The organism is Paraburkholderia tropica, from assembly GCF_900109265.1.
GTDB classification, from domain to species: domain Bacteria; phylum Pseudomonadota; class Gammaproteobacteria; order Burkholderiales; family Burkholderiaceae; genus Paraburkholderia; species Paraburkholderia tropica.
Window position 1 is genome coordinate 161,784 of the sequence record NZ_FNZM01000014.1, and the last position, 15,648, is coordinate 177,431.

General features: G+C 62.4%; 16 protein-coding genes. 6 read left to right on the forward strand and 10 right to left on the reverse strand.

The genetic code is table 11. From position 1 onward, the window contains the following. Positions 1-14: 14 nt before the first annotated feature. The 7 genes from tssG to BMY06_RS23975 all read right to left on the reverse strand — a co-directional run bounded on the left by tssG (position 15) and on the right by BMY06_RS23975 (position 7,045). Positions 15-1,100 (reverse strand): type VI secretion system baseplate subunit TssG, encoded by a 1,086-nt coding sequence (gene tssG, locus BMY06_RS23945; RefSeq protein WP_074985709.1) that lies wholly within the window; start codon positions 1,098-1,100, stop codon positions 15-17. After that, positions 1,064-2,902: a type VI secretion system baseplate subunit TssF gene (tssF, locus tag BMY06_RS23950; RefSeq protein ID WP_074985711.1), complete on the reverse strand. Its 1,839-nt coding sequence runs from the start codon at positions 2,900-2,902 to the stop codon at positions 1,064-1,066. Before tssF ends, tssG begins: the two co-directional genes overlap by 37 nt. Positions 2,903-2,972: 70 nt before the next feature. Then, on the reverse strand, positions 2,973-3,452 hold the full coding sequence (gene tssE / locus BMY06_RS23955) for a type VI secretion system baseplate subunit TssE (RefSeq protein WP_065058887.1): 480 nt from the start codon (positions 3,450-3,452) through the stop codon (positions 2,973-2,975). Positions 3,453-3,523: 71 nt separating this feature from the next. Further along, positions 3,524-4,027 (reverse strand): Hcp family type VI secretion system effector, encoded by a 504-nt coding sequence (locus BMY06_RS23960; RefSeq protein ID WP_065058888.1) that lies wholly within the window; start codon positions 4,025-4,027, stop codon positions 3,524-3,526. A 249-nt stretch (positions 4,028-4,276) separates the two neighbouring features. Next, positions 4,277-5,773, reverse strand: a complete 1,497-nt coding sequence (gene tssC, locus BMY06_RS23965) for a type VI secretion system contractile sheath large subunit (protein WP_065058889.1) — start codon at positions 5,771-5,773, stop codon at positions 4,277-4,279. Positions 5,774-5,786: 13 nt separating this feature from the next. Then, positions 5,787-6,317, reverse strand: coding sequence for a type VI secretion system contractile sheath small subunit (tssB, locus tag BMY06_RS23970; protein WP_065058890.1), 531 nt, complete (start codon positions 6,315-6,317; stop codon positions 5,787-5,789). A 62-nt stretch (positions 6,318-6,379) separates the two neighbouring features. After that, positions 6,380-7,045: a tetratricopeptide repeat protein gene (locus BMY06_RS23975; RefSeq protein WP_074985712.1), complete on the reverse strand. Its 666-nt coding sequence runs from the start codon at positions 7,043-7,045 to the stop codon at positions 6,380-6,382. Positions 7,046-7,506: 461 nt separating this feature from the next. Between BMY06_RS23975 and tssJ the strand changes: the two genes are divergently transcribed. From tssJ to icmH, 3 genes are all read left to right on the forward strand, one after another. Then, entirely contained in the window at positions 7,507-8,133 is a 627-nt protein-coding gene (gene tssJ / locus BMY06_RS23980) for a type VI secretion system lipoprotein TssJ (protein WP_065058892.1), read from the forward strand. A gap of 216 nt (positions 8,134-8,349) precedes the next feature. Continuing rightward, positions 8,350-9,696, forward strand: coding sequence for a type VI secretion system baseplate subunit TssK (gene tssK, locus BMY06_RS23985; RefSeq protein WP_065058893.1), 1,347 nt, complete (start codon positions 8,350-8,352; stop codon positions 9,694-9,696). Then, positions 9,693-10,478: a type IVB secretion system protein IcmH/DotU gene (gene icmH / locus BMY06_RS23990; protein ID WP_065058894.1), complete on the forward strand. Its 786-nt coding sequence runs from the start codon at positions 9,693-9,695 to the stop codon at positions 10,476-10,478. The genes tssK and icmH overlap by 4 nt, the downstream gene beginning before the upstream one ends. Positions 10,479-10,528: 50 nt before the next feature. Here icmH and BMY06_RS23995 read toward each other — a convergent pair whose 3' ends face one another. Then, positions 10,529-11,590, reverse strand: coding sequence for a diguanylate cyclase (locus BMY06_RS23995; RefSeq protein WP_074985714.1), 1,062 nt, complete (start codon positions 11,588-11,590; stop codon positions 10,529-10,531). 444 nt (positions 11,591-12,034) lie between these two features. Between BMY06_RS23995 and BMY06_RS24000 the strand changes: the two genes are divergently transcribed. Next, positions 12,035-12,595, forward strand: coding sequence for a DUF4142 domain-containing protein (locus tag BMY06_RS24000; RefSeq protein ID WP_065058896.1), 561 nt, complete (start codon positions 12,035-12,037; stop codon positions 12,593-12,595). Between the two features lie 79 nt (positions 12,596-12,674). On the opposite strand, the gene BMY06_RS24005 is transcribed toward BMY06_RS24000, so the two are convergent. Then, the gene (locus tag BMY06_RS24005; protein WP_065058897.1) at positions 12,675-13,274 is read right to left on the reverse strand and encodes a TMEM175 family protein; all 600 of its coding nucleotides are present in this window, start codon (positions 13,272-13,274) and stop codon (positions 12,675-12,677) included. 166 nt (positions 13,275-13,440) lie between these two features. Between BMY06_RS24005 and BMY06_RS24010 the strand changes: the two genes are divergently transcribed. Next, complete coding sequence (locus tag BMY06_RS24010) at positions 13,441-14,151, forward strand: cytochrome b/b6 domain-containing protein (protein WP_080180445.1); 711 nt, start codon at positions 13,441-13,443, stop codon at positions 14,149-14,151. A 12-nt stretch (positions 14,152-14,163) separates the two neighbouring features. On the opposite strand, the gene BMY06_RS24015 is transcribed toward BMY06_RS24010, so the two are convergent. Further along, complete coding sequence (locus BMY06_RS24015) at positions 14,164-15,237, reverse strand: hypothetical protein (protein ID WP_373681642.1); 1,074 nt, start codon at positions 15,235-15,237, stop codon at positions 14,164-14,166. Between the two features lie 132 nt (positions 15,238-15,369). Here BMY06_RS24015 and BMY06_RS24020 point away from each other — a divergent pair, with 132 nt between their 5' ends. Beyond that, a complete protein-coding gene (locus BMY06_RS24020) occupies positions 15,370-15,630 on the forward strand; it encodes an H-NS family nucleoid-associated regulatory protein (protein WP_065058899.1) in 261 nt (86 codons plus the stop codon). Positions 15,631-15,648: the final 18 nt, after the last annotated feature.

The window sequence follows — 15,648 nt, forward strand, 5'->3', positions numbered from 1 at the left end:
GTTCCAGTCAGTCGTCAGTGGGTGACATGCAATTCGTAATGCGCGTCGGCGCGATCGCGATCGGCTTCGTGGGTGCAAAGGAACGCATCCCAGCCCAGGCGCGAGCCGCCGCCGAGTCGACTCGGCCCGACGTCGTCGCGCCGCAGCACGAGCCGCACTTCGTATTCGAGCGTCACGCGTCCCAGCAGCGTGAGCATGTGCTCCAGCGCGATCGCGCGTTCGCCGCCGGGCAAAAAGGCTTCGTAATCGGTTTTCGAAAGCGGACCGACGACGAGACGCGCGCGCATGTCGCGTTGCCAGACGCGCTGACCGGCGAGCGCCGTCGCGCCCAGCGCCACGTTACGCATACCGAGCATCGAGAGTTGATCGGGCGGAACGTCGTACCATTTGCCGACGAACTGCTCGATGCGCACTGGCACATTGAAATATTCGGAGAGCGTGTTCTGCAAATACGCAGCGGAAACCGGCCGATGACGTGCGGCCGGCGCATAACCGGCAATCGCTTCATCGAGCAATGCGCCGCGTCCGCCATGCAAACTCTCGCGCGAATCGTGGTCTGCCACGCCCGCGAGCGCGAGCAGCAAGGGCATATAGCGCTCGTCGCGATCGAGTTCGTAATGGAACGGCAAACGGTATTTTTTCCACGCGGAATAAAACAACGCCGTCGCGCGATTGGAAAATACGTCGAAGAATTCACGCGCGGCGCGGTCGCGCTTGAGCTGCTCGCGCGCGATCAACTGCTCCGTATAGTGCAGCGGCAATGCGCCCTGCCCGCCGAGCAAGCCAAAAAACGCAGGTGTGATTTCCACCTGGTCGAGACGTTCCTCATCGAGTGCGGCAGCGCGTTGCTCGGGTTCGGCGAGTCGCGTCCCGGTTTCGTCGTACGAGGCAGCCTGTTCGATTTCGCTGGGCGGAAAGCCCAGCGAGAGCGTGTTGCGGAACGCCACGCGATGCGTGAGGACGTCGCGCTGGCGATCCTGCTTCTTGTCGACGAACCAGCGTTCGAGCAGACGCACCGCCTGAAAAAATTCAAAGCGGTGCGGCTCGTCGAGCAGACGCTCGATTACACGAGGATCGAATCGCCGCTGCGGGGCTTGCATCGCAGGATCTCCTCGCCAGTAAATTTCGAAATCACGACCAGTTGCACGAAACTGTTGATATGCACATACAGGCCGAAGAACACGTCGAGCACCCGCGCGAACGTGCCGAGACTCGTGCCGACAAAATGGTCCTCGTCCACGGTCACGCGAATTTCCACGCCGCGCACGAAGGTGGCGAACGGTTTGCCGGGCAACCATTGCACGGCGGCGCGCTGCTCCACGTCGACGATGCCGTCGATATGGCGCGACGACACGGCGCTGCGCCGCAAATCGTAGAGCGCGAGCATTTCCTTGAGCGTGGTCGCACCGCCGCTCGCCAGCGAAACGTGACTGAGCGCGAGATGCGAAATCAGACGCCAATGCGCGGCCTGGCGTCGCTCGAAACGCGCGCACGACGTGGGCCGCGCGAGCAGCGCAATCTGATTCACGAGCGAGCCGCCTTCGAGAAACAGGTCGCCGCCTTCCAGGCCCACGGCGAGACCGGCGGGCAAATCGCGGTTCGTGCAGGTCAGTTCGAGGCTCAGCGTATCGGTTTGTTCGACCGCGGGGTCGAAGTCAATATCGACAATCGAAATTTCAGTTTCGTAACCCGGGCTTTTCTGCGCGACGGCTTCATCGCGTCGTGCAAACCAGTAATGACCGGCGCGCGACGCTTCGCCATGACGCAGCGAATAAAACGGCCGGAATTCCACCACTGATTCCGCATCGGCGCGCTGTTGCACGAGTTTGACCGAGTCGATCGAATAGACTTCGTACGCGAACGCGCGGCGTGCCTCGGCCACCACTGGATATGCGATGCTTTGGTGATTAAGGCGAATAGGCTCGCCGTGCTGCTTGAAGAGATTGACGACCGGCGTGCAGAAGAGCCGCAGATGATGTGCCGCGAGCGTGTCGAGCAGCCGCGCCTCATGCGAATCGCCGCGCACTTCCTTGAGCACGACATGCAGCGTGAGCCGCTGGCAGCGGCCCGCGGCGGATGCCAGCGCGCCCAGATCGAAATCGACGAAATCGAATTTCGCGGGAAATGCAAAATACTCCGTGAGCAGCCGATAGGCGGGGTGCGAGCGCGAAGGAAAATCGATCAGCGCTTCGTCGTCGCTAAAACCGGCCTGACGATACGGCAATTCCGGCAGCGCGCGCCAGCGACCGCTGCGATCGGATTCGACCCATGCACCCAGCGCGTTCACGAACAGGCAGTCGCCGAGCGCCGCGATAAAAGATTGCTCGCCGTGCAGATACGTGCGCAATTGCGGCAATTTCAACGTCGCAAGATCGAGTTGCGGCGAAGTCGATTCAATCGTGATTGAAATAACGCCCGTGGCGTCGCCGGGCAGCACGATCGAACTCGGCGCCATCGCCACCGGCATATAGCGCGCTTCGCTGATCCGCACCGGCGCAAGCGTCACGTCATAAGCGGTGCGAAAACGGCATTGCACGCCGCGCAGCGGGCGCGACTTGAGTTCGGTGCCGCGCTCGATCGTGGCCGGCGCGGTGAGCTGCGTGAACGACGCCGTGTTGCCGATCTGCGCGATCGAACACGCCGGAAAAGGCCGCAGATAATGCGGATAGAGGACTTCGAGCAGCGCCTCGGTGAATTCCGGGTAATCGTCGTCGAGACGCTTGTTGATACGCGCGCCCAGCAACGCGAACGACTCGATCATGCGCTCGACGTGCGGGTCCTCGCAGTGCTCGCCGCTCATCGCGAGACGGGCCGCGATCTTCGGGTAGCGCTCGGCGAATTCGCGCGAATAACGTCGCAAGAACGACAATTCGCGCTCGTAATACGGCAACAACTCTTCCATCGCGACTCCCCGCCCCCCAAAACTACCTGTGCAGCCGCGGCGCGTGACAGTCCGCGGCCGTTGCCGTGCTTCAGGTCTTCGCGCGTGCGCGCGAGACCGAATACTGCAGCGTCGAAGGCTGCAGCAATGCATCGAAGTTTACCGGCTCTTCGGCCGGATGCACGACCAGTAATGCCTGAATAGCGAAATTCAGCACGCTGGTCGAGCGCGAATTCAATTCGAGCGACACCGTCACACGTTGCAGGCGCGGTTCGTGCCGCTCGATTGCCTGCTGGATCGACTTGCAGATAAAGGCGCGATCGTAATGGCTCGCGAGACTCAAACCCGCGAAATCGTTCAGGCCGTAAGTCAGCAGGGATTTACGGCATTCAGGCAATTGCGCAAGCATGTGCTCGGTGAAGGCGATTCGCGTATTCAGAATCGACTCCAGATCGCGCGCCACCGTCGCTTTCAGTTCGTCCAGCGACAATTGCCGCATCGCGGCAGGTGCCGGCGAATGCGGTTCGTCGTCGAACAGCTTGTCGAAGAAACTGGGCTCGAAACGTTTCATCAAACCATCCGGCGTCGCATGCAATGAAAACCGGGCGGCGCGCCCTGCGCCCCACCCGGTTCAACGACACCTTAGACCGCGTAGGTCTTGTCGTTCTTCGTCAGGCTCCATGCGCCCTGCGCGTTACCTCCCTGGTTGCCGCCGATCTTCTGCTGCGTGTACTTCCACTGCACGGCCGCGTACTTGAGCGAAAACTCTTCGGTCGGCAGGCCTTCGCCAACGACCGTCGGCGTGATGCTCGAAATGATCACGTACTTGAGCTTCACTTCGAGGTACTTGATGCGGTTGCCTTCGCCGTCCGAACGCATGAAGTCGATGGTGACTTCGTCGAACGTCGTGCCGCCCGAAGCGTGCTGATACAGCAGCGGGCTGACCACGTCGATGTCCTTCGTGAAGCGCATATCGGCGTGTTCGCAGCGTTCCGACGTGTGGCCGCCGGCCGTCGATGCCGTTGCCGAACGCGGTTGCAGGATCGAGTGACTCCACGAGTCGATTTCGATCCAGTTAGCGTGGTCCTTATCCTGCGATTCGCCCTTGATCGCGGGATTGCCGAATTTTAGATAGATGTCCTTCATAACGTATCGCTCCCCATAGAGGTGGTTTATACGGCGGCGCGAGGCTCGAAGCCGGGCCGCCCGATGGACCGCTCACACTTGGCGCGGGCCCCATTTACACGAGGCCTCTACACCGGATGCACCGCATTGCCTGCACCGTTCTGGCGGTGCAGGCAATCGCGTTCGGCGCATTCTCAATTCCCTTTGTGCGGCTTTCTTTCCGTCGTCTTGATTGCCGCTTTCGATGACGCGCCCGTTACGACGCTTGCATTACGAATTAGCCGGCTTCGGCAGATCCGCCACGAGACGCAGCGAGATCGACAGTTCGTCGAGCTGGAAGTGCGGACGCAGGAACGCGACCGAACGATACGCACCCGGACGCCCCGGAATTTCCGCGACCTGAATCGACGCTTCGCGCAGCGGGAACTGTGCCTTCTGTTCCTGCGTGGCGTTGTCGTCGAGCAGTACGTATTGCGAAATCCAGCGATTCAGGAACACTTCGACGTTTTGCGCCGAAGCGAAGCTGCCGATCTTGTCGCGCATCATCGCCTTCAGGTAGTGCGCCACGCGCGATACCGAGAAGATGTATTGAAGCTGCGCGGAGAGCACGGCATTCGCATTGGCGCTATCGGTGCTGTACTTCTTCGCTTTCTGCACCGATTGCGCGGCGAAAAACGCGGCATAATCGGAATTTTTGCAGTGGACGAGCGGAATGAAACCGAGGTCGCTCAGTTCCTTTTCGCGGCGGTCCGTGATGGCGATTTCGGTCGGGCACTTGAGCGCGATTTCGCCGTCGTCGGTCTTGAAGGTGTGCGTCGGCAGATCTTCCACGAGACCGCCGCCTTCCACGCCGCGAATCGCCGCGCACCAGCCGAAGTCGTCGAACGCTGCCGTCAGGCGCGCGCCGAAGGCCCACGCCGCGTTGCACCAGAGGTATTTGCTGTGATCGGTGCCGTCCACGTCTTCAACGAAGTTGAAGCCTTCCGCCGTCGCACCGTCTTTCGGATTGAACGGCAGGCGGCCCAGGAAGCGCGGCAGCGTCAGACCCACGTAGCGCGAATCCTCGGCGTCGCGGAACGACTTCCACTTCGCGTATTCGACGGTGTCGAACACCTTGCCCAGATCGCGCGGCTTGCCGAGATCGGCAAACGATTCGAGGCCCATCAACTCCGGCGAAGCCGAAGCGATGAATGGCGCGTGTGCGGCCGCGGCGACATGCGACATCTGTTCGATGAAGTACATGTCTTCGGGCTGGCGCGTGATTTCGTAATCGCCGATCAGCGTGCCGAAAGGCGCGCCGCCGAACGTGCCGAATTCTTCTTCATAGACCTTCTTGAAGAGCGCGCTCTGGTCGAATTCGACCGCGGCTTTGAAGTCGCGCACGACGTCGCGCTTCGGTGCGTGCAGCGCCTTGATCTTGATGGTCTGGCCGGTATTGCTTTCCTTGCACAGATAATCGAGGCCGCGCCACGTGCTTTCGAGGCGCTGAAATTCCGGCGCATGCATCACCGCGCTCAATTGCTCGGAAATCAGGCGGTCGAGTTCGGCCACGCGCGCGTCGATGGTCGCGGACAGATTGTTCGACACGACCACGGTGCCGTCGAGCACCTGATGCACGAGTTCGCCGATCAGGTCCTTCGCACGCGCGTGCTCCGAATCCGATTTCGCGACCTTGCTCTTTTCGACAATGCTGTCGAGCAGTGAAGACGTGCTGCCGTCTTCGGCTTCGATGGCCGCGCTTTGCGCGGCTGCGGTTTGCTGATTCATTGCGTCCCCCGCCTCATTCGCCCTTGGGTTCGTCTTCCGACGGGTCTTTGCGAGTGTTCTCCGCGAGCGCCTGCAACTGCTGCGTATTGGAGAGCACTTCGCTCAGCAGGTCTTCGAGCTTGTCGTTGCCCGCGAGCTTGTTGCGCAGATCCGCGAGCTTCGAACGCGCGTCGAGCAGGCGGCGCAGCGGCTCGACCTGAGCCACGACCTCGTCCGGATTGAAATCGGCCATCGACTTGAAGCGCAGATCGACGGCGAATTTGCCGCCCGCTTCGCTCAGGCGGTTTTCCACCTGAAACGCGGCGCGCGGCTCGATGCCTTTCATCACGTCGTCGAAATTGTCGCGATCGATATTGATGAACTTGCGGTCGCGCAGCTTGGGCTGCTCGATTTCCGACTGACCGGCCAGATCGCCCATGACGCCGACGACGAACGGCAGTTCCTTCACTTCGATCGCATCGCCACGCTCGACCTCGTAGGTCAGCTGGACGCGCGGCGGCCGCACTTTCTGCAAGCGCTTCTGGATGCTTTCTTTCTTTGCCATCGACGGCTCCCTGCTCCCGTTTTGACCTTGTTATCGGACGTGTCGCGTGTGGTGCTCGAAACTCAGCGCAGCGCGCTGAACGGATCAGCGGCGTTACCGGCAGCCTTGGCGGGCGCCGGCGCGGCGGGTGCTGCGGGCGCGGCCGGAGCCGCGGGTGCAGCCGCCGTTTCTGCGGATTCGGCAGCCTTCGGCGCGGCCTTGGTGACGCGCTTCACATAGCGCTTCTTCTTCACCGGCGACTTCGCGCTCTGGTCGGGCGGGAACAGCGCGTCCTCGCCGAGCGTGTCGCGCAACTGCTTCGCGAGCGCCTGGGCGTCCGACTTCGCGTCGCCTTGCAGCGAAGCATCCTGACGCAGTTCGCCAAGCGACTCTGTCGCTACGCGCAGGCCGGCCACGGCCAGCACGCTCTTCGCGCCACGATCCGTCTGATCGCGTTGCAGCGCTTCTTGCGCCGCCACGATCGCCTGACCGTAGTGCTGCTGCTGGAACTGGATCTGGGCAATGCGCGACCACGGCTCTTCACGCGTGGGGTCGGCGGCTGCAAGCTTCTGATACGCGGCGATCGCCTGATCCTGGTCGCCGCCCTTCGAGAGCGCGTCCGCATCGGCGAGCGCCTTGTTGAATGCTTCGGGCGATGCGGAAAGATTGTTGCCCTGGGTGGCGCAACCCGCGACGATGCCGCACGCGATCACAGCCCCCGTTAGCTTCGAGAAGACGCTCTTATTCATGTTTTCTCTACCGACCAGAGAGTTTGATTGTGTTTGTGATTCAGCTTCGAGATCTGCGCCTCGAAAACTACCATCGAGATCTCTGTCTCGCAGACTTATCTCGATATTGAAACGAGTGTTTTACTTATTGCTCAACGCGCGGGTATAGTACAGGCCAAATTTCGATAATTCAACTGTGCAATGAAAAGTGCCCGAAAGAAAATGGGCCTCGCGTGAAGCTGAAAAGTGCTGGAGAAGCGAGTAAGAACCATGACAGAAGCCACAAAGTAACGGGCGCACAGCTGACAAGGAAATAATTTCCGGCGCAACCAATGTACACGGGGCTTCGGGCAGGAAAATTTGCCGGATTTTTATTAAAGAAGGCATCACGGGGATAATGTCCGCGCAATGCGCCGTGCATTACCAACGTTCAAGCGGATTTAACGTTGTCGGAGAGTTCGGGCTTCAAGCCCGCGATAAAAATGACTGCGCGCATTATTCAAATCGCATCAAATGCGGCTCTGGTTTGCGCCGCTGCTGCCTTGCTGGGCGGGTGCGCGGCGGCCGTGCCCGCGTTGGGCAGCGCGGCCTCGGCGGCGCTGCAACTCGCGGGCATCGGCAAGCCCGATGTACCCGACAGCCAGAAGCCGCCGCGCGACCTCGGCGTCACGCTCTACGCGGCGCGCAATCTCAATGCGGCGACCGATAACAAGCCGCTCGCATTAGTCGTGCGCCTCTACGCGTTGAAGGATCCGACCTCGTTCCAGCAGGCGCCGTTCGACACATTCACCGATCCCGCGAAGGAAAAAAGCACCTTGGGCGCCGACCTGCTGAGCGTGCGCGAAATCACCTTGATTCCGGGGCAGCGGTATAACGCCACAGAGAAAGTTTCGCGCGAAGCACAAGCTTTCGGCATCGTCGCGCTGTTCCGCGACCCGGCAATGAAGCGCTGGAAATTCGCTTTCGATCCGGCGAAATCGGAGAAATCCGGCATAATGGTTGGCCTGCACAACTGCGCCATGACGGTCACGAGCGGTACCGTAATCCCCGCGGATGCGAGTCAGTCGGCGCAAGCGCTCAATCTGCTTTCGTCTGTCACCTGTGGTTAAAAGCGAATCGGTGACAGCGAATGCGAAGATTTAAAACGGGGCAGAAAGAGCGGCAGCGAACCTTGCAAATGAGGGGAATGCGGGGATGAAAGCGGGGATGAATGCACACGCCAGAAGCGCGTTGAATTTCACGGAAACGGACCTCTTTAACCAATTCAGTCAGCCGGCGGCTCGCACGCCAGGCACGACCCGATCGACGCATAACGCTGAATCAACATGAGCTATTCCTCGAAAGTGCTTTGGGGGGAAGGCCTGTTTCTCAGGCCTCAGCACTTCCAGCGGCAAGACGCCTATCACGAAGCGCGGCTCTTCGAGTCGATCCAGGCGATCCAGCCATATAACTGGGGCGTGCGCTCGATCCGTATCGATCACGACTCGCTTGGCAGCAATATTCTGCGCATCAGCGAGTTGTCGCTCGTGTTTCCCGACGGCACGCTCTACTCCGCGCCGCAAGCCGACGACCTGCCGCCGCCCGTCGCGCTCGACACGCTGCCCGAAGGCATCAACGAATTCACGTTCTATCTGGCGCTGCATCAGGTGCGCGAAAACGGCTCGAATTATTCGGCCAATCGCGACGACGGCTTTATTGCGCGCTACGTGAGCGAACAGTCGAGCGTGGCCGATCATTACACCGACGCCGCGCAGGCCGACATCACGTTCCTCAAGAACAACGTGAAGCTCGTTGCGCACACCGAGCCGCGCGACCAGTTGCTGTCGGTGCCGGTGGTGCGCGTGCGCCGCACGGCGTCGTCGGGTTTCGAGGCCGACGAGAGCTTCGTGCCGCCGAGCCTCGCGATCGAGGCGTCGCCGCTGCTGCATCAGCGCCTGCGCCGCCTGATCGACGCGCTGCAGGCGAAGGTCAACGCGCTCTACGGTTTCCACCGCGAGCCGACCAAGAACATCATCGAATTCCGCTCGGGCGATATTGCGTCGTTCTGGCTGTTGCACACGGCCAGCGGCGCGTTCGCGACGCTCGCACATCTGTATCAGCACGCGGCGCTGCATCCCGAACGGCTATTCCAGGAAGAACTGCGTCTTGCGGGCCAGTTACTCACGTTCTCGAAGAATCACACGCTCGCCGATCTGCCCGCTTATCGTCACGACGATCCGGGCCCGGGTTTTGCGCGCCTCGACGCCATCCTGCGCGATCTGCTCGAAACGGTGATCTCCACGCAGTACTTCGCGATTGCGCTCGAAGAAGTGCGCGCGTCGTTCCATATCGGCCGCCTCGACTCCGGCAAGATCGACGACAAGACCACGTTCTATCTCGCTGTCTCGGCCGACATGCCCGCCGTCGATCTGGTCGATGCCGTGCCCGCGCGCTTCAAGGTCGGCGCGCCCGACGACGTCGACAAGCTCGTGCTTTCGGCCATGCCCGGCGTGCGTCTCGTCTACACGCCGCAAGTGCCGCCCGCCATTCCGGTGCGCCCGGGCGCCTGCTATTTCGCGCTCGAATCGCGCAGCGCGCTCTATGAGCGCATGATTCAGGCGCAGTCGGCGATGGTGTACACGCCCTCGGGCATCAACGATCTCAAACTCGAACTGATTGCGGTGACGTCATGACCAACGCGCCTTCCCTTTTCGGCGACGTCGCGCCGCCGCCCGTCACGCCGCAAGCGCCGGTGGGCGATCCCGCCTATCAGGTGCGCTCGCTGCTCGACCTGCTCTACGATGGCTTTTTCATGCTGTTTCTGCTGAAAAACGGTCGCGAGCCCGGTGACGCCGCCGAGTTCAGCGCACGCGTGCAGCAGTTTCTCGGCGACTTCGAGCGCGGCGCGAAAAAGCTGAATGTTTCCGCCGACGACGTCTACGCGGCCAAGTTCGCGTTTTGCGCGGCGATCGACGAATCGGTGCTGTCCTCGCCGTTCCGCATTCGCGCGGACTGGGAGCGCCGTCCGCTGCAACTCACGCTGTTCGGCGAACAGCTCGCGGGCGAGAAGTTCTTCCAGTATCTCGAGCAATGTCGCGCACAAGGCGCCGCGCGACTGCAATCGCTCGAAGTCTTTCACATGTGTCTGCTGCTCGGTTTTCAGGGCAAATACATGCTCGAAGGGCCGGAGAAGCTTGCTTATCTGACCGCGCGCATCGGCGACGAAATCGCGCACATGAAGGGCAAGCGCGCGCCGTTCGCCCCGCATTGGCCGCTGCCCGATCAGGTGGTGCACCGCCTCAAGCGCGAAGTGCCGCTCTGGACGATCGGCGCGGTGTTCGCGCTCGTCGGCGTGCTCGGATGGCTGGGTCTCAGCACGTGGCTGCGCGACAACACGCTGCGCACGCTCGCGCCTTACACGCAGATCGTCAAGCTCGGCCCGCAATCGGCCAATCTCACGATCTCGCTGCCTTGATGTCGACCCGATGACGATTTCAGCCCTGAAAACACGGGCTGGAATCGCTCTCACGCAGGTTCGCCCTGCTCCGCGACCACGCGATCGCGACCCGTCATCTTCGCGCGATACAGACTCGAATCGGCCCGCTTGAGCCATGCGGCGTGATCGTTCATCGCCTCGTCGCATTGCGCCACGCCGATGCTCACCGTACACGGGCACACGCTGTCCGCGTCCTTCGCCTGCAAGCGCACCGCGCGCGCAAAACGCTCGGCGACCGTGCGCGCTTCGGCGAGCGTCGCGCCCGGCAACACCACGCCGAATTCCTCGCCGCCATACCTGCCAATGCTGTCGCTCGCGCGAAAATGCTCGCGTAGTTGCCCCGCAAACGCGCTTAGCACGGCGTCGCCCGCCTGATGCCCGCGCGTATCGTTGACGTCCTTGAAATGGTCGAGGTCGATGAGCAGCAGCGACGATGCATAGCGCGTCGCGCGGCAGCGTTCGAATTCGCGCACGAGCAGATTTTCCCAATGGCGGCGATTCAAGAGACCGGTGAGGCCGTCGGTGCGGCTCAGCCCTTCGAGCATGCGCGATTGCTCGGCGAGCTTGCGCGAGATGCGATACACCGCGAGGCCCAGCGCAAGCGGATAAATCGCGAGAAACGGCAGGCACGCGAGCAGCGTGGGCAAGCGCGTATCGGGCTCGAACGCGAAGCCGAACGTCAGCAGACCGGCCGCCAGCCCCGCAAGATTCGCCAGCACGCCGCGCAGAAACAGCCGCATGCCGCCCGAAGCCATGTTGTCCATGCCCGACATCACGAGCATCAATGCGCTCGGCAGCAAATCGAATCGCATCGCGGCCACCCACACGCCGCCCATTGCGGAATCGACCATCAAATTGAGGCGTTCGCCGCGATACGGCACGGCCCACGCGTGCGCGGCACGCCGCGCGATATGCGGCCAGATCAGGCAGTCGATGACGAGCAGCACCCAGAACGGCGCGCCGCGCCCCTGCTGCACGAATACCGACGCCATGCAGAAAAACGCGAGCACACGCCCGCCGACGCGCAATCGCCAACTGCGCTCGACGAAGCGCCTCCCCTTGCCCGCCATCGGATTCGTGCTGGGTAACATTCTCGGTCTCTCGAATGTCCTGCTGTCGCGCAGGATCTATGCATGTATTGTGCCATCGGCGACAGCGTTCGCCGTGGAGAATTCGGGTTTTCCCCCTGAAAATAAGGGCTATTCGATGCGTGCGATGAGCGCACGATCGATGCCCGCGCAACCGGACGTTCGACCGTGTGTATCGTTTCTCATGACGCCCCGATGAACAAGCCCGGGCTGTGGCGCGTCCAAGCCCGTTCTTACCAACCGTTACAGAAGCGACGTGATCGTTGCACCTGTACGCGCCACGCCTTCCTAGAATGCTTCAACCGTTGCGCAGCAAGACCGCCAGCGGCCGCCAACGACACTCGACGCGGACATTGCACGCCTATGCACGGTGCATGCGGCAGCGCGCGAATGCCGTGGGCGTAATCGATACCAATGACGTAGAAATCACGTAGAAAAGGAGTTCGCATGAATCGCCTCTCGCTTGCCTCGCTCGCCAGTGTTTCCGCCACCGCGCTGCTCGCGCTCTCCGTGAGCGCTCACGCGCAAACCGCCGCGCCGGCAGCCACGACCGCGGGCGCCACGCAGGAACTGCATGCCGCCGACAAATCGTTCATCGCGGACGGCACGCAAACCGTCGCCACGCAGCGCGACGCGGCGCGTATTGCCGACTCGCGTTCGACCGACCGCGAAGTGAAGGCCTTCGCGGAACAACTGGTCGCCGACTACACGAAGCTCTCGAATTCGATGCGCGCCGCCAGTCCGCGCGGCGTGGACGTCCCGCGCGACGATCCGGACGCCGCCGTGCTCTCGAGCATCAACAATCTGCGTGGCGCCGATTTCGACAAGACCTATATCGAACAGGTCGCGCTGGCCGGCCAGCAAAAAACGCTCTCGGCATTTCAGGCGGAAATTGCATCGGGTCGCGATGCCGGTTTGAAGAAGGCCGCGACCGAAGGGTTGCCCGTGATTCAGGCGGATATCGCCAAGGCAAAGGAGCTGGCCGCGCGCAAGCATCTGGCGGGCTGATGAAAGCATGCGCGTGAGCGCATGATCGGCGAGGCGGCGCGCATTCGTGCGCCGCCTCGCATTCTGTCATGCGCGTGTTTTACGCTTCCGGATGGTCGTGCGCAGCCGTCACGAGACGTTCCATGCGGCGGTCGGGCACGAGCCACAGCAGCGCGACGAGCAGGAAAAACAGCGCGCCGAAATGCGCGTAATCGGCAGCGGCACAGCCGATTCCCAACAGATATCCCACCACCGACAACTTGCCTTTGTAATCGCGTCCGAGCGCTTGCGCCAGCGCGCTTTGCGCACCGTGATAGCGCACGAGGCAGCCTTGCAGCACGACATAGGCAATCGCGCACAGCAGCAGATTCACGCCATACAGCATGGTCGGCCAGCGCCCGAAATGATTTTCGCCCATCCAGCCCGTGGTAAACGGCAGCAGCGAAAGCCAGAACAGCAAATGCAGATTCGCCCACAGCACGGTACCGTTCACGCTGCGCGCCGCGTGCATCATGTGATGATGATTGTTCCAGTAGATGCCCACGTAGATGAAACTGAGCACGTAGCTCAGATACGTCGGCCACAATGGCGCGAGCGACGCGATGCTGTCGCCGTGCGGCACCTTGAGTTCCAGCACCATGATCGTGATGATGATGGCGAGCACGCCATCGCTGAACGCTTCGAGTCGGTTCTTGTTCATTGGCTCAATGATTCGAGGGGTTCGCAGACGAAGTAAGGCGCGCGAAAGTATGGCCGAAGTATCGCTGAAACCGGCGTGCGATGCTACGTCCTGCCGCCATCGCGCGATAATCTCCCGATGCCGCCGTAAGCGGCGCGCTACATCGTCTGACGAATCGGGCTCGCCCATGGATACCGACCGACGCGCCACCGCCCCACCCGCGAACGCAACCGACGCCGCTGCACCCTCGCGCAGCGTGCGCGTCTGGGACTTGCCGACCCGGCTCTTTCACTGGCTCGCTGTATTGCTCGTCGGCGTCGCGTGGATTTCGCAGCATTTCAACTGGATGCAGTTGCACGTGCGCGCCGGCGAAACGCTGCTCGCGCTGGTGCTGTTCCGTCTGCTATGGGGCGGGTTCGGCAGCGAGACCGCGCGCTTCGGGCGCTTCGTGGCGTCGCCGCTTGCCGCGTGGCGGCATCTGCGCCACGTCTTGCGGCGCGAGCCCGACACCCAGGTGGGCCACAACGCGGCGGGCGGCTGGATGGTGCTGTTGCTACTCGCGTTGCTGTTCGTCGAAACGCTCAGCGGTCTCTACGTCAACAACGATATCGAGGATGAAGGCCCGCTTTCGGAGTACGTGAGCGCCGCATTCGCGAACGCGATTTCGGCGCTGCATGCCTACGGCTGGGATGTGCTCGCCATCGCCGTCGTGCTGCATGTCTGCGCGATCGGCGTCTATGCGCTCGCCAAGGGCCACAATCTGCTCGGCCCGATGCTCACGGGCCGCAAGCGTCTGCCCGCCACGGTGCGTGCGCCCGCGCGCGCCTCGCTCTGGCTCGCGGCGCTGCTGATGGGCTGCGCCGCGCTCGTGACGGCCTTGCTGGCGATGTATCTGTGACGCTCGGGCGCGTCAGCCGGCCGGCACCGTGAGTATCGGCGCCTTCTGATCCTGATTCGCCTGCGAGAGCGCGATCAGATTCTGCAGCACCGTCAACGCGTATTTCGAATCGAAATCGTCGTTTTCGATCCAGTAAGTGGCGTCGTGATAACCGATCGTGGCATACGCATCGGGCGGCGCCTTGCTGCCCACGTGCACGATGATCGTGGGCCGCGTTTCGCCGCCGATCAGATGCACGGTGGGAATCGTCGCGCCGCGCTTCACATCGTCTTCGGGCACGGAAATCTGCGCGCCGAGATTGGTCAGAATGCCCATCACAGAACGCGTCACCATGCGGATGCTGCGACCGTCGCCGTTCGCGGGACCGTACACGACCGGATATTCGCGCACGACCGGCGAGAGTTTCAGCAGACGGCGCACGTCGTCGAGATCGGCTTTCGTTTCGGGCGGCGCGTCTTCGCTGCCGAGCGTCATCGTCACGCGATGCGAGTGATCCACCGGATCTTCCTTGTAGCTGACGGTGAGTTGTCCCGCGAGTTGCAGGCGGCGCAACGCGCGCAGCAGTTCGAAAAAGCCGGGGCTGCCGTCGCTCGTCGGGCCGCCGAGCGGCGCGGCGTTTTGCAGGCCGCCGACCGATTGCACCGAGAGGCGCAGCAGCAGGTCGATCGGCACGCCGCTGTCCGCGAGCGGCAGCACGAGTTCGGTCGGCAACGGGCGAATATAGCCCGTGGCGAGCGCCTCGCCCGTGGTCGGCACGAACGTGAAGGTCGGGTGATTCGAGTACGTCGCGCCCACGCTCGCCTGGCCGTAGCTGGTGCCCGCCGTGCTCGAACCGCCCTCCGCGATCGCGCCCGCGTTGGCCTCGAACGTGTAAGACGCGATGATCTGGCTCACCGCGACGAACGACGGCGAATCGCCGAAACGCAACCCGACGATGGTCGCGAGCATCTCGCGTTTCTTGGCGTCGCCGAGCGCGCGTTCGTAATCGACCTGATCGGTGCGCAACATGTGCGGACCGAACCAGGCGCAGCCGGACGTCATGAGGAGTGGACACAGAGCGGCGATCAGGCGGCGCCGCGGCAGCAGGCGAAATGAAATCATGTCGGCTTCGGTCGTCGGTGAGGCAACAGCCGATGCAGCTAGCAAGTCACATGCCTCGCGCGCGCCGCTTGACGTAAAATCGGGCGATCCCGTTCACTTCATTCGACACGACCGCACATGGCAACTTACCTCGAATTGCTCGCCGAAAAGCGTGCGCTCGACGCGCGTATCGATGCGTTGCGCGCCGAGGCGGCCGACGAAGCACTCGCGGCCGCCCGCGCCGCCATCGCCGAATTCGGTTTCACGCCGGACGACCTGTTCGGCAAACCGCGCGCGAAACGCGAGAAAAAAGGCGCGGCCCGTTCGCGCAAGAATGCGTCCGCGCAAGACGCCGACCACGGCAATCTCGATCTTTTCGGCGGCTCCGGCGCAAATTGAAAATCTGCGTTGAACCGT

Excerpts from the sequence above, each read along its gene's own strand:
- tssG (WP_074985709.1), bottom strand. The coding sequence starts at position 1,100 with ATGCAAGCCCCGCAGCGGCGATTCGATCCTCGTGTAATCGAGCGTCTG.
- tssF (WP_074985711.1), bottom strand. The coding sequence starts at position 2,902 with ATGGAAGAGTTGTTGCCGTATTACGAGCGCGAATTGTCGTTCTTGCGA.
- tssE (WP_065058887.1), bottom strand. The coding sequence starts at position 3,452 with ATGAAACGTTTCGAGCCCAGTTTCTTCGACAAGCTGTTCGACGACGAA.
- BMY06_RS23960 (WP_065058888.1), bottom strand. The coding sequence starts at position 4,027 with ATGAAGGACATCTATCTAAAATTCGGCAATCCCGCGATCAAGGGCGAA.
- tssC (WP_065058889.1), bottom strand. The coding sequence starts at position 5,773 with ATGAATCAGCAAACCGCAGCCGCGCAAAGCGCGGCCATCGAAGCCGAA.
- tssB (WP_065058890.1), bottom strand. The coding sequence starts at position 6,317 with ATGGCAAAGAAAGAAAGCATCCAGAAGCGCTTGCAGAAAGTGCGGCCG.
- BMY06_RS23975 (WP_074985712.1), bottom strand. The coding sequence starts at position 7,045 with ATGAATAAGAGCGTCTTCTCGAAGCTAACGGGGGCTGTGATCGCGTGC.
- tssJ (WP_065058892.1), top strand. The coding sequence starts at position 7,507 with ATGACTGCGCGCATTATTCAAATCGCATCAAATGCGGCTCTGGTTTGC.
- tssK (WP_065058893.1), top strand. The coding sequence starts at position 8,350 with ATGAGCTATTCCTCGAAAGTGCTTTGGGGGGAAGGCCTGTTTCTCAGG.
- icmH (WP_065058894.1), top strand. The coding sequence starts at position 9,693 with ATGACCAACGCGCCTTCCCTTTTCGGCGACGTCGCGCCGCCGCCCGTC.
- BMY06_RS23995 (WP_074985714.1), bottom strand. The coding sequence starts at position 11,590 with ATGTTACCCAGCACGAATCCGATGGCGGGCAAGGGGAGGCGCTTCGTC.
- BMY06_RS24000 (WP_065058896.1), top strand. The coding sequence starts at position 12,035 with ATGAATCGCCTCTCGCTTGCCTCGCTCGCCAGTGTTTCCGCCACCGCG.
- BMY06_RS24005 (WP_065058897.1), bottom strand. The coding sequence starts at position 13,274 with ATGAACAAGAACCGACTCGAAGCGTTCAGCGATGGCGTGCTCGCCATC.
- BMY06_RS24010 (WP_080180445.1), top strand. The coding sequence starts at position 13,441 with ATGGATACCGACCGACGCGCCACCGCCCCACCCGCGAACGCAACCGAC.
- BMY06_RS24020 (WP_065058899.1), top strand. The coding sequence starts at position 15,370 with ATGGCAACTTACCTCGAATTGCTCGCCGAAAAGCGTGCGCTCGACGCG.